Origin of the sequence: Prochlorococcus marinus str. MIT 9314, from assembly GCF_000760035.1 — a bacterium.
GTDB lineage: Bacteria > Cyanobacteriota > Cyanobacteriia > PCC-6307 > Cyanobiaceae > Prochlorococcus_A > Prochlorococcus_A marinus_B.
Genome location: NZ_JNAO01000004.1, coordinates 58,821 through 70,839 on the forward strand (window position 1 = coordinate 58,821; position 12,019 = coordinate 70,839).

A 12,019-nucleotide genomic window follows, 5' to 3' on the forward strand; every position below is an offset into this window, starting at 1 on the left:
AGCCTCCATCTGACGGGGATTTAATATTAATAAATCACCCGAAACTGCCAGATGTGTGGATTTAATTTCAACAATTCTAGCAAGTGATGTGTATTTCTAAAAGTTTTTTTATCTTGATTTGGTTAACTGTTTAATGTAAATCATATTTAGAGGGATTCTAAGTATCTCAAGTGCAAGTCTATTTCTTTTTATATTTACTAGGAATCTTAATAAAGGAACGATTCTATCAACACTGATTAGTCCTCCCAAGCAAAGAATTTGCCAAAGTAAATTATGGAGAGGAGTTAATTGAATCATAAATCTAACCCTTAAATTTGGGTGTTTCTTATAAAACACTAAAGCCATTTTTGCTCTCTCTTTTTCTTGAGCTATTAATGAATCTATTTGTTCGCAATTAAATGGCGGATGCCAATGAAAACCTACTGCATTTGGGCATTTAATTAATTTTGTCCCAATTTTTTTTAATCTTTCTCCAAGTTCTAAGTCCTCCCAACCGTAAAGACTAAAAGAAGTGTCAAATAATCCCACACTTAAAATCAATTCTTTTGATATTGCTACATTCCCAGTAGCAAAGTATGCAAAAGAAGTGTCCATTATTTTATGTTTTTCACTCTGAGGATTTAGAAAATTAGATGTATTGACGACCGAGCCATAGGTAAAACATTTTTTATCATTTTTTCTCCAAAAGGCAAGTAATTTCTCTACATGACAATTTATAAAATTATCTAAAACAATAAGATCACTATCAATAAATATAATAATTTCATATTTTGATTTAATTACTCCCAGATTTCTTCCAAGAGCAGGGCCTCCATGTTCTTGTTGAAATAGAATAACGTGTGGGAGATTAGCTTTATTTTTATTTATCCATGAAGTTGTCCCATCAGTCGATCCATCATCAACTACTATTACCTCATAATTACTGATATTTGTATCTAATTTTTGATCCTCAAGCGCAAATAGACATTTCTCTAATATAGGTAATCTATTGTAAGTCGGTATAACAATACTTACATTCATGACTATATCTTAAATATGCATAATATATTGAGCTCCAAAAGATAGTAATAAAAGATATTCTCTAATCAGCTGCACCGCCATTATTTGCTGTACCTGTAACGTTTCCACCATCAGGTCTTCCATCAGTTCTTAATTTCCTTTTTTTGAATTTTCTAGCATAGGCTCTATTACGTTCCTGCTTTTCTTTTTTTAGATTCCTTCTCTTAGACATAAAATTTTTACCTTTTAATTATATTAGCTCACTATGAGCACTATATATTTTACCATCTTCCATATTTAATATCCTATCAGCCATATCAGAAATTCTTGGATCATGCGTCACCATAAGTACAGAACAGTTTTGCTCTTTTGCTAGTTTCCTTAAAAGGGTTACTATTTCTCTTCCTGTTACGCTATCTAAAGCAGAAGTGGGCTCGTCAGCTAATAAAAGTTTTGGGTTAGCAGATAAAGCTCGAGCAATTGCTACTCTCTGTTTTTGCCCACCAGATAAGTCATTTGGCAACTTTTTATGATGTTCTTCTAATCCTACTGCTGACAACCAGTTCCGTGCTATTTCACGTCTTTGCAAATATGTTAAACCTTTTATTAAATCAGCTCCCATCTGGACATTTTGTTCTGCTGTTAAACATCTGAGAAGATTGTGACCTTGAAAAATCATTCCAATACTTCTTCTTAGAATCTGACGAGTTTTCCTTGATGCTCCATTTAACTGATTATTTAATACAGTTAAATCTCCACTTTGACAGGTTCTCAAGGCGCCAATTAATGTTAAAAGAGTCGTCTTACCACATCCAGAAGGTCCTTTCAAAAGAACCAGCTCTCCTTTATCAATATTTAAATTAACGTCATTAAGAACTTGTTTTTTATTCTCATTTTTTCCATAAAAGTGACTCAAATTATTTATTGATACTGTTTTAAGGTTTTTAAAATTATTTTTTGATTTATTAGCTTTAACCATTTATGCTCAATTGTTAAAAAATTTCTGCAGGATCAGCGTCAACTAATTTACGCATCGCAACAGCGGCGGACCCCATACACATAACTAAAACTAGTACGAAAATTAAAATAGTTTTATCTGCGTCCATTATTATTGGGAGTTTAGTAGAACTTCTTATAACTGAGTAAAGTATTTGGCCAGAGAAATAAGCAGGTAAATAACCAAACAATGCCAATAAAAACCCCTCTCTAGCTACTACAAAGAAAAGAGATTTAAGTCTATATCCCATTGCTAATAATGTGGCGTACTCTGGGAGATGATCTGTAACGTCACTATAAAGAATTTGATAAACGACCACACATCCTACGACGAAACCCATCAAAGCTCCCAAACTAAATATAAAACCTATTGCAGTACTATTTTTCCAATAATTCTTCTCAAATTCTATGAATTGTCTTTTTGTAAGAACCCTAACATCATTTGGAAGTGAATTATTTAATATCCTTGAAATCATTTCAGGATCTGATCCTTTTTTTAGCTTTACCAAACCAATTTCTATACTGCCAGGAGGATTAGCAGGAAAAAGTCTTAAGAAGGTTTCTCGACTGGTTATCAAATTACCATCTGCGCCAAAAGATGGTCCCAACTCCACAAGGCCCTCAACAATTACTCTTTTTCCAGCAACCTCAGTCTCAACTTTTCTTTCAGATAAAAACCATTCTTCAATCGGTCCAAATTCAGGTCTAGATAGTTTGTCAAAAAGAACTCTTGATGGATTTCTCAATTTATAAGCTTTCATTGAAAATCCCTCATCTAATAGAAGTGAGTCGGAGGGATTAAAACCTAATGCCAGTATTGATCGAGTTTTAAGATTTTCAGGATTTCTCCAAAGTAAATAATTTAGATTGACGGGAGCAGTTTCCTCAACATCTTCTACTGCGAGAGTTTGAATTAACCTTCTTTTTGGGAATCCACTCATGCTTATAGAACTTTTTGATCTGGGACTTATCAATACAAGATCGGCATCTAGAAGTTTATGAATAGTTACGCTCGTGTCAAATAAACCATCCCTAAAACCTAATTGCATAAACATCAAAATCCCTGCAAAACTGATTCCAGCTATTGCAACTGCTAACCTCAATGGTTGCCTAGTTAATAACAACCAAGCTAATGGTATTTTTCTAAATTTCAAACGAGAAAAAATCATTAGGGAATAAATTTTGCAATCACTTTCATTCCTGCATAGTTTTGAACGATATCTATAGAATCTTGATCTAGTTTTACTAGTACCTCAATAATTCGTGAATCAGCATCCCCTGTTGGATCAGTCGATAGAACTTTTCTTTGTTTTACCTGAGGACTAATCCTAATCACCTTTCCCTTAAGATTTTTTTGGAAACCTCCATTCTCACTTCTTAATTCAACATCCTGAGAGATAAAGACTCTATCGATGTCAGATTCATAAACCTCTATCAAAGCTTCCATTTTTTGACTAGAACCAATATCCAAAATCCCTTCATTTTGTGGCCTTTCACCAACTCTCGTGTTTATTCCAAGGATAAAACCATCGATTGGACTCCTTAGTTTTGAATTAAATAGATCTATTTTGATATTTTTTTGATCTCCGACGAGATTTATTTTCTGTTTTTGCAATTTTAATAGTTCATCTTTTCTCTGTGAAAACTCTACAAAAGAATATACATCTTCGCTCAAAGCTAACTCATACCTTTGAATTTGATCTTTCTTTAGGGTAATTTCTTCATTGATAGTATTAATTAGATTTTCGTTTCTTTCAAGATCAGCAAATAATTTTTCTCCATTTTCAAAAATTGCGAGGATATCACCTTTTTTTACGAAATCTCCTTCATTTACTAAAATTTCGACAATTCGGGGAGAAGAGCCAAACTGACTTATTGGAGCTGCCAATTTTCTTATCTCTCCAGAAGGAGAAAGTTGACCGAGTGCGGCAACAGCTGTAATAGGAGGTATGAAATCTGAAGTTATTTCCTCTTTAAATTTTGAACTAGATTTATTATTTCCAGAACAAGAAATAACACCAAGAGATATTGGTGTAAATAATAAAAAATAAATAAATAAATTTTTTAATATTTTTAATTTCATTAAAAATCGAAGAGTACTGTTTTTATATAGTTATTGACCCATTTTTCATCAAAATATTTTAAAAGAACCATGCTAGTCTTTTCATTTTTCATTTGTTGAATACAATAATTTTTTTGAAAATCTATTCTCTCTTGGATAATTTTCTCATTAACTTCCGGTTTAGCTTTTTTACTTAAATTGATCAAAATAGTAAGATATTGATCCACAACTCTACAAAAATCATTTTTTTCAGATTTACCTTTTAAGGAAGCAAAAAATACATTTTTAGAAAAAATCCCTCCCCATTTAGGAATCTCTCTCAAAGAGTTAAAAGAACTTTTATCAACTTCAGAAAGTAATTTTTCGTATTTCAAACCTTGGTTTTGTGATGCAGGGGATAAATCAACAATGGCAGCAGAAACAATATCATTTATTTTTACCAAATCCATCCCAAAAATTGGGATATCAAACTTTGGATCAGGAAAAAAAACGCAGTGTAATATTTTAAGATTCTTTGAAAATTCTGCTACTTCAATATGTAACTTTCTAAAACCTTTTGCTTTATGAAATTCATTTTCAATATAAAGTTCTCTGCCTATTTTTTTAGATATTATGTTAGTTAGTTTTGGATCAATTTTTATACTCTTTAGGTCCTCAAGCATGGATCTATGCTCTCTAATATTTTGTAATAAATCCAAAATAAGAGGGTCAGTTAATTTTGTTTTAGTTAAAGATTCAGACAACAAGGCTAAAAAGTACCAAAATAGAATTTAAAGAAACAACCGAAATGAACGTAGGAGATGTTAACTACCACACCCATTCAAGCAAAACTAGATGTGTGTTTGTGGATAATAAAGAATTGCCGCTTATAAGCATTGATATTTGGTGCAAAGCAGGTTCTTCATTTGAGGATGTTGATAAAAACGGCACTGCTCATTTTCTAGAACATATGATTTTTAAAGGATCTAACAAAATAATGCCAGGTGAGTTTGACCATAAAATTGAATCACTAGGAGGATTAAGTAACGCTTCAACTGGTTATGATGATGTACATTACCATGTCTTAGTTCCACCCAATAACTTTAAAGAATCACTTGCTCTTTTGACAAATATTGTCGTTGCTCCAGATTTTAATCCTGATGAATTTATAAAAGAAAAAGGGGTAGTTATTGATGAAATAAAACAACAAAATGATCAGCCTGAAGAAAGACTATTTAATTACTTTTTGAAAAGGGTTTGGTTAAGTCCGAATTATGCCAATTCGATTCTAGGAACTGAACATAGTATTAAAAACTTAGAGATAAACGACCTTGTGAAATTTCATAGCAAACATTACACTTCCGAAAAAATTTGTATTGCAATTGCGGGGAATCTCTCTGATGAAATTTATAAAATTTTTGAAAAAAGTGATCTATCTGGTATTAAAGAAAGTCCAAATTTAATAAATCCAAAAAATAAACCTTCACTAAAAATTAGGAATGGTAGAGAGTCAGTTAAGTTTGATAATTTAGAGTTTTCAAGAATATTTATGGCTTGGTTTATCCCAAACCTAAATGATCAAAAAAATATTATTGGGCTTGAGATATTAGCGTCAATACTCTCTGTTGGAAGAAACAGCAGATTAGTTAAAATTTTAAAAGAAGATAGTAATCTTGTTGAATCTGTATATGTAGATGTAAATGCTGGAGAATTAGGAGGATTATTTATAGTGGAAGCAAGTTGTGAGTCCGAAGATATTGATTTAGTTGAAAAGCAAATAAATAAAACAATTAATGAGATCTCAAATTGTAAAGATTTGGCTTTGGATGAAATAAATAAAGCAATAAATATTGTGAAAAGCAACTATATCTTTAATTTAGAGACATCTACACAACTCTCTTCATTCTTTGGAAATGAACTTCTTTGGGGGAGAAAATCTTCAATAAAAAATTTAGATAGTCATTTAAAATATTGGAACAACATGGATAACTTCAGAGAGATCACAGAATATATCCGCGGAGAGAAATTTACTTTAGTTGCATCTCCGGGTAAATGTTAAAAAGATATTTTTTAAATAATAAAAAAAGAAATTTTTCAACTGCTTCAATTTGGATTAAAGGGGGGAGTGACATGGATAGTGCTGGCAAAAAAGGGATAAACAAGATCCTTTGTTCATTACTTACCAGAGGATGTGAAGGTTTTAACAATTTCACTCTTTCTGAGTATATTGAGTCTTATGGAGCAGAATTAAATCAAGAAATATTTGAAGATGGTATTTCAATAAGTATTAAATCCCTAAATGAACATTTCAGCAAATTATTCCCTTTACTAGATTTAATAATTAACAAGCCAATCCTCTCGGAAACTGAATTTAAAAAAGTAAAAAAATCTTCTATAGATAACATTAAAAAAGATAAAGAGAATCCATTCAATATCTGTTTTGAAAAATGGAGAAAAATTGTTTACTCAAATCATCCTTATGCTTTCAATACATTTGGCAATACTGACGATGTCTCAAGGATTACCTATGAAGATGTTTTGCTTGAGTTTAAAAATTTAATAAATAGAGAAAAATATTTAATTTCAAATAATCCCGAAATAAATGGGGAAAATTTTGGAACATTAGAAAAAAAAGTCTTAAAAGAAAAATCAGATCCTTTAAATCATAATTTAAATACTACGAATAGATTTGATTACATTAATAATGATTCAAATCAAACAATAATAATGATGGGGGACCAAACTTGCTCCCGAAGAAGTAGTGAATATTTTCCTCTTAAGGTTTTGGAGTCATATTTATCTTATGGAATGAGCGCTGCTTTATTTAAACTTTTTAGAGAAAAACATGGTATCACTTATGATTTAGGTGTTTATTATCCTATCAGGAGTGGAAATGCCCCATTTTTAATTTATTTATCCGTAACTAATGAGCAAGCACTTTTTGCTTTTGAACTATTATCAACACTATGGAAAAATTTACTTAAAGATCCGTTGACTGATGCTGAAATATTTTTAGCAAAAGAAAAACTAAAAGGTTCTTTTCTATTAGGAAATCAATCACTAGATGAAATTTTACAGAGGAATATACAGTTAGTTAGCTATGGTATTTCACCAATTTCTGAGAATGATTTAAATACAAAAATAGATAAAATATCTTCGTTAGATATTTTTAAATTAACAAATAAGTATTTTTCAAAACCTTTTCTAAGTATTTCTGGGAATAAAAAAATATGTTTAGAAATTTCTAATAGGTGGAAGAAAAACTTTTAAGTCAGTTTTTCTTAATCTTATCAATATCGATTAAAAACGAACCTCTTCTAAATTTTACTTCAACAGTATCTGGAGATTTAATTGAAAGGATTTCCCCAATTTCATCAATTGCTACTAGATCAGGTGGTCTTAGCATCGGCATATTATCTGAAGTCTTCAAGTAAGAGACTGGCGCAATCAACTTAACCTTATCGTTGATCTCAAATTTCATTTATAAATTAGATACATTAAAGAGTAGTATAAACATAAATTTAGAGAAAATATCAACGAAAGGTACTGATTCAGTCTAGAATCCAATAATTAACTTTCTACAAATTAATGAATCAGAAATTTAAAACATTAATTTTATGGGCTTTACCTATACTTTTAGTAATAGCACTTTCCTACCAATTTTTATCTTCAAGCAATGTTGATTCACTTAAATCTAATGGAACTACTGTTGCACCAAGAAATTCAGCGGTAGCAAGAGTTAGTTACGGCAGATTTCTAGATTACATTAATTCAGGAAGGGTTACATCTGTTGATATTTTTGAGGGAGGTAGAAATGCAGTTATAGAGACAATAGATTCGGATTTAGATAATAAAGTACAAAGGTTGCGTGTAGATCTTCCAGGCTTAACACCAGAACTTATAAATATTTTAAAAAATGAGGGAATCAGTTTTGACGTTCATCCAGTTAAAACAGCTCCCCCTGCATTAGGAATTTTAGGTAATTTACTCTTCCCGGCTATTTTAATTGGAGGTTTAATTCTGTTAGCGAGGAGATCTAATGGTATGCCTGGAGGTCCTGGCCAAGCAATGCAGTTTGGGAAAACAAAGGCAAGATTTGCTATGGAAGCTGAAACAGGAGTTGTATTTGATGATGTTGCAGGCGTTAATGAAGCCAAGCAAGATCTGCAAGAAGTTGTCACTTTTCTAAAAAAGCCAGAAAAATTTACTTCCGTAGGGGCAAAGATTCCCAAAGGGGTTCTGTTGGTGGGACCTCCTGGTACTGGTAAAACCCTCTTAGCTAAAGCAATTGCAGGAGAAGCTGGTGTGCCATTTTTCTCATTATCAGGTTCTGAATTTGTTGAAATGTTTGTTGGTGTTGGCGCTAGTAGAGTTAGAGATCTTTTCAAAAAAGCTAAAGAGAATAGCCCTTGTTTAATTTTTATTGATGAAATTGATGCTGTCGGAAGACAAAGAGGTGCAGGTATTGGTGGAGGTAATGATGAAAGGGAGCAAACTCTCAATCAATTACTTACTGAAATGGATGGCTTCGAAGGTAATAGTGGCATAATAATAATTGCAGCCACAAACAGGCCCGATGTCCTAGACTCGGCCCTAATGAGACCGGGGAGATTTGATAGACAGGTAACTGTAGATGCACCTGATATAAAGGGCAGACTATCAATATTGGAAGTTCATGCTAGGAATAAGAAACTTCAAGAGGATTTGACACTTGAAAGCATTGCGAGAAGAACACCAGGGTTTACTGGAGCAGATTTAGCAAATTTATTAAATGAGGCAGCTATATTAACTGCTAGGAGGAGAAAAGACTCTATAAGTATCTCAGAAATTGATGACTCTGTAGATAGGATTGTCGCAGGAATGGAAGGTTCTCCATTAACAGATGGTAGAAGCAAGAGATTAATTGCCTATCATGAAGTTGGCCATGCTCTCATAGGTTCACTTGTTAAAGCCCATGATCCTGTTCAAAAAGTGACTGTCATTCCAAGAGGTCAAGCTAAAGGATTAACTTGGTTTACCCCAGACGATGAGCAAACCCTTGTTAGCAGGGCGCAATTAAAAGCGAGAATAATGGGTGCTTTAGGAGGAAGAGCTGCTGAAGATGTAGTTTTTGGAGAAGGTGAGATTACTACAGGAGCGGGAGGTGATTTCCAACAAGTTGCGTCAATGGCCCGCCAAATGGTTACTAGATTTGGAATGAGTAATTTAGGTCCTATAGCTTTAGAAAGCGGTAATCAAGAAGTTTTTGTTGGTAGAGATTTAATGACGAGAAGCGAAGTTTCTGATTCAATCTCTAAACAAATAGATGAAAGTGTAAGAGTTATGGTCAAAGAATGTTATAAAGAAACCTACGATATAGTAAGCAAGAATAGAGAAGCTATGGACAAGATAGTTGACTTATTAATAGAAAAAGAAACATTAGATGGCGATGAATTTGTAAGTATTCTTTCCAAATTCACCAAAATTCCTGAGAAAGAGAGAACACCTCAGTTATTAGGCTAAACTTTTATTGGTTTCTTATCTAACACTAGATCAATTAAACCGTACTCAACCGCTTCGTTTGGAGACATATAAAAATCTCTATCAGTATCTTCTTTGATAGTGTCATAATCCTTTCCAGTTCTTTCTGATAATTCAGTATTAAGTCGTTCTTTTAAAAACAAAATTTCATCTGCTTGAATTCTTATATCACTGGCTTGCCCTCTAGCTCCTCCAAGTGGTTGATGAATCATTATTCTTGAATGTCTAAGGCTGCTTCTTTTACCTTTAGTACCTGCCGCAAGCAAAAATGCTCCCATACTAGCTGCTAAGCCAACACAAACTGTATGAATGTCTGGCTTTACATGTTGCATTGTGTCAAAGATACCCAATCCGTCATATACTGATCCGCCAGGTGAATTTATGTACATATAAATGTCCTTATCTGGATCCTCTGCCTCGAGGAACAATAATTGAGCAACAATTCTATTAGCAGTTTCACTTGTAACTTGTTCTCCCAAAAAGATTATTCTCTCTCTTAAAAGTCTCGAATAAATATCAAAGACTCTTTCACTACCACCTGATTCTTCTAAAACTAAAGGGATCATAATAATATTTATCTGTTTATTAGATATTAACGATATTGAGTCAACATACGCTAACCTTATTAAGGTTTACATATAAAAAATTGAAAGAAAAATTGACTGTTTCAGATAGCAAAAAGGTATTTCATGAAAAATTCCCTTACGTAATCCCAGGTTTATATAAAAGAATAGTTGATGAAATGCTTGTCGAACTTAATCTGCTAAACCATCAAAATGAATTTACCCAAAATTATCTCTTTTGTGTCGGTCTCACCGAAACATTTAAAGAATTAATGAAGGGATATCAACCTGAAAAACATTTGGATCTACTTTTTGAATCTTTGTGCACTTCTACAAATTTTGAGCATAAGGAAATTAATGAAATATCTAAAAAGTCTCAAAAAGAATTCAAGGATAAAACATCTAAAGATATTTTAAAATTATTAATAGAAAAAAGTAATTCTAAACTTTATCCCTCAAGGATTTTGAACTTAGGAGTATATATATTAATTTCAAACGCCCAAGAACTTAAAGAAAAAGATGAATCAGAGATAAATAAGATGATTTCCGATATTTTTGAAAAATTAAACTTATCTGCTAATAAAGCAGAAAAAGATATCGGGATTTATAAAAGCACTATTTCAAAAATGGAACAAGCGAAAGAACTAGTTGAAGAGCTAAGGATCAAAGATAAGAATAAAGAACAAAAAAAATGATATCTATTTTTTTAATCTTTTTTTATCTTTCCAAGAGACATAGGATATATAAATTACAGCAAATGTTATGAATATGAGTAAAACGAACGATGTAAGGATAAGAAATTTACTTAAATAGACTTCATAAGTTAAAAATGAAATCATATATCAATGGAGCCATCGCCATTTCTTCCCCAAACAACCATTGCAATTGAAAAAGTAAAAATTGCAGCCAATGCTGCCCAACCTATTTGAAAGATCATTAAAAATAAAGCGTTTTTATAAATATAACAGAACTTCAAAATTTTTAATCATTTTAAAGCTAAAGTTAATTTCTCAGAAACAAATTTTTCTCAATAGAATAAATATAAATTTAAATTGGGAAGATTAGTTTTAAATCATAGTACAAATATAGAAGGTCTAATTCCAATACTCAAAAAGTTAGCACTGGACATTAATATCAAGACAATAACTCCAGCTGCCATTTCAAGAGCCAGAGGAAGATCTTCTAAATTGATAATTAGATTATCAGTGAAAACGATAAACGGATATAAAGCAATAGCAAGAAAGGGGAAAACAGCTCAAGAAGTTTTTATTTCAACAGACTTAAGTAAAGATGAATTACGAGAAATTATAGATATTTATAATAGAAGTTAATTAAATTAAATAGAATTAGAAAATAGACAGGAAAGAACAAATGAGATTGTTATTAAATTTTTCTATTTCTTTATTGGCCTTCTTTTCATTTAGTAATCAATCATTCTCACTTACTGACAGCCAAATAAAAAGATTTTGCGCAAAAGAGAAAAAAGTATATTTATGTATCAAAAATTTACAAGAGAAAAGATCTGATCTCCAAAAAGGAAAGCTAATTGAAATACCAGTAACACCTTATAAACGGTAATTAGAGATTGCGATTGAATTTGAATTTAAATTTCAAATTCTGATTCGAAAATATTAAAGGCATTTTTATAGATTGTGAGAAGCTCTTCAGAATTATCAGAAAATCCTTCTCGTTCGTAATCTTCTTTTAATTCATCATATAAGTAAACCACTTTATTAAAAGCGCTCATATATTCTTTTTGTATGTCTTCATCATCGATATCATAGATTTTTGCCAGTACTAATTCGACATTTTTTTTTGATGAGTATATTTTTTTCTCAAAATCCTTATTTAACTTCCTTCTTTTTTTTGCCATTTAAAATTTTTCAATACAAATTAACAA

Annotated in this window: 15 protein-coding genes; 5 read left to right on the forward strand and 10 right to left on the reverse strand. The window is 31.6% G+C overall.

Annotation, left to right across the window (positions count from 1 at the left end):
- Positions 1-108: 108 nt before the first annotated feature.
- The 6 genes from EU98_RS06980 to EU98_RS06960 form a co-directional block, all read right to left on the reverse strand.
- Entirely contained in the window at positions 109-1,020 is a 912-nt protein-coding gene (locus tag EU98_RS06980; RefSeq protein WP_032515239.1) for a glycosyltransferase family 2 protein, read from the reverse strand.
- Positions 1,021-1,081: 61 nt separating this feature from the next.
- Entirely contained in the window at positions 1,082-1,231 is a 150-nt protein-coding gene (locus EU98_RS09625) for a hypothetical protein (protein ID WP_011376314.1), read from the reverse strand.
- A gap of 18 nt (positions 1,232-1,249) precedes the next feature.
- Positions 1,250-1,978: a DevA family ABC transporter ATP-binding protein gene (locus EU98_RS06975; RefSeq protein WP_032515240.1), complete on the reverse strand. Its 729-nt coding sequence runs from the start codon at positions 1,976-1,978 to the stop codon at positions 1,250-1,252.
- A 13-nt stretch (positions 1,979-1,991) separates the two neighbouring features.
- Entirely contained in the window at positions 1,992-3,164 is a 1,173-nt protein-coding gene (gene devC, locus EU98_RS06970; RefSeq protein WP_032515241.1) for an ABC transporter permease DevC, read from the reverse strand.
- Positions 3,164-4,078 carry an HlyD family efflux transporter periplasmic adaptor subunit gene (locus EU98_RS06965; RefSeq protein WP_032515242.1) on the reverse strand — a complete coding sequence of 305 codons (915 nt, stop codon included), beginning with the start codon at positions 4,076-4,078 and terminating at the stop codon, positions 3,164-3,166. The genes devC and EU98_RS06965 overlap by 1 nt, the downstream gene beginning before the upstream one ends.
- On the reverse strand, positions 4,078-4,803 hold the full coding sequence (locus tag EU98_RS06960; protein WP_032515244.1) for a phycocyanobilin:ferredoxin oxidoreductase: 726 nt from the start codon (positions 4,801-4,803) through the stop codon (positions 4,078-4,080). The genes EU98_RS06965 and EU98_RS06960 overlap by 1 nt, the downstream gene beginning before the upstream one ends.
- Before the next feature lie 41 nt (positions 4,804-4,844).
- Between EU98_RS06960 and EU98_RS06955 the strand changes: the two genes are divergently transcribed.
- Both EU98_RS06955 and EU98_RS06950 read left to right on the forward strand, forming a co-directional pair.
- Positions 4,845-6,095 (forward strand): M16 family metallopeptidase, encoded by a 1,251-nt coding sequence (locus tag EU98_RS06955; RefSeq protein WP_032515245.1) that lies wholly within the window; start codon positions 4,845-4,847, stop codon positions 6,093-6,095.
- Positions 6,089-7,306 carry a M16 family metallopeptidase gene (locus EU98_RS06950; RefSeq protein ID WP_032515246.1) on the forward strand — a complete coding sequence of 406 codons (1,218 nt, stop codon included), beginning with the start codon at positions 6,089-6,091 and terminating at the stop codon, positions 7,304-7,306. The genes EU98_RS06955 and EU98_RS06950 overlap by 7 nt, the downstream gene beginning before the upstream one ends.
- 1 nt (position 7,307) lies before the next feature.
- Here EU98_RS06950 and EU98_RS06945 read toward each other — a convergent pair whose 3' ends face one another.
- The gene (locus EU98_RS06945; RefSeq protein ID WP_032515247.1) at positions 7,308-7,517 is read right to left on the reverse strand and encodes an NAD(P)H dehydrogenase assembly family protein; all 210 of its coding nucleotides are present in this window, start codon (positions 7,515-7,517) and stop codon (positions 7,308-7,310) included.
- 107 nt (positions 7,518-7,624) lie between these two features.
- On the opposite strand from EU98_RS06945, the gene ftsH reads away from it, so the two are divergent.
- On the forward strand, positions 7,625-9,538 hold the full coding sequence (ftsH, locus tag EU98_RS06940) for an ATP-dependent zinc metalloprotease FtsH (RefSeq protein WP_032515248.1): 1,914 nt from the start codon (positions 7,625-7,627) through the stop codon (positions 9,536-9,538).
- Here the strand turns inward: ftsH and clpP are convergent.
- Positions 9,535-10,125 (reverse strand): ATP-dependent Clp endopeptidase proteolytic subunit ClpP, encoded by a 591-nt coding sequence (gene clpP, locus EU98_RS06935; protein WP_263890449.1) that lies wholly within the window; start codon positions 10,123-10,125, stop codon positions 9,535-9,537. The genes ftsH and clpP overlap by 4 nt on opposite strands.
- Before the next feature lie 32 nt (positions 10,126-10,157).
- Here clpP and psb29 point away from each other — a divergent pair, with 32 nt between their 5' ends.
- Positions 10,158-10,814, forward strand: a complete 657-nt coding sequence (psb29, locus tag EU98_RS06930; RefSeq protein ID WP_032515249.1) for a photosystem II biogenesis protein Psp29 — start codon at positions 10,158-10,160, stop codon at positions 10,812-10,814.
- A 140-nt stretch (positions 10,815-10,954) separates the two neighbouring features.
- Here the strand turns inward: psb29 and petN are convergent, their stop codons facing one another.
- On the reverse strand, positions 10,955-11,056 hold the full coding sequence (petN, locus tag EU98_RS0108765; protein ID WP_011376303.1) for a cytochrome b6-f complex subunit PetN: 102 nt from the start codon (positions 11,054-11,056) through the stop codon (positions 10,955-10,957).
- 115 nt (positions 11,057-11,171) lie between these two features.
- Here petN and EU98_RS06925 point away from each other — a divergent pair, with 115 nt between their 5' ends.
- The gene (locus EU98_RS06925) at positions 11,172-11,450 is read left to right on the forward strand and encodes a DUF2103 domain-containing protein (protein ID WP_032515250.1); all 279 of its coding nucleotides are present in this window, start codon (positions 11,172-11,174) and stop codon (positions 11,448-11,450) included.
- A gap of 272 nt (positions 11,451-11,722) precedes the next feature.
- On the opposite strand, the gene EU98_RS06915 is transcribed toward EU98_RS06925, so the two are convergent.
- The gene (locus EU98_RS06915) at positions 11,723-11,992 is read right to left on the reverse strand and encodes a hypothetical protein (RefSeq protein WP_032515252.1); all 270 of its coding nucleotides are present in this window, start codon (positions 11,990-11,992) and stop codon (positions 11,723-11,725) included.
- Positions 11,993-12,019: the final 27 nt, after the last annotated feature.

Bases quoted from the DNA above. Each gene is read 5' to 3' on its own strand.
- EU98_RS06980 (WP_032515239.1), bottom strand. From the start codon at position 1,020: ATGAATGTAAGTATTGTTATACCGACTTACAATAGATTACCTATATTA.
- EU98_RS09625 (WP_011376314.1), bottom strand. From the start codon at position 1,231: ATGTCTAAGAGAAGGAATCTAAAAAAAGAAAAGCAGGAACGTAATAGA.
- EU98_RS06975 (WP_032515240.1), bottom strand. From the start codon at position 1,978: ATGGTTAAAGCTAATAAATCAAAAAATAATTTTAAAAACCTTAAAACA.
- devC (WP_032515241.1), bottom strand. From the start codon at position 3,164: ATGATTTTTTCTCGTTTGAAATTTAGAAAAATACCATTAGCTTGGTTG.
- EU98_RS06965 (WP_032515242.1), bottom strand. From the start codon at position 4,078: ATGAAATTAAAAATATTAAAAAATTTATTTATTTATTTTTTATTATTT.
- EU98_RS06955 (WP_032515245.1), top strand. From the start codon at position 4,845: ATGAACGTAGGAGATGTTAACTACCACACCCATTCAAGCAAAACTAGA.
- EU98_RS06950 (WP_032515246.1), top strand. From the start codon at position 6,089: ATGTTAAAAAGATATTTTTTAAATAATAAAAAAAGAAATTTTTCAACT.
- EU98_RS06945 (WP_032515247.1), bottom strand. From the start codon at position 7,517: ATGAAATTTGAGATCAACGATAAGGTTAAGTTGATTGCGCCAGTCTCT.
- ftsH (WP_032515248.1), top strand. From the start codon at position 7,625: ATGAATCAGAAATTTAAAACATTAATTTTATGGGCTTTACCTATACTT.
- petN (WP_011376303.1), bottom strand. From the start codon at position 11,056: ATGATCTTTCAAATAGGTTGGGCAGCATTGGCTGCAATTTTTACTTTT.
- EU98_RS06915 (WP_032515252.1), bottom strand. From the start codon at position 11,992: ATGGCAAAAAAAAGAAGGAAGTTAAATAAGGATTTTGAGAAAAAAATA.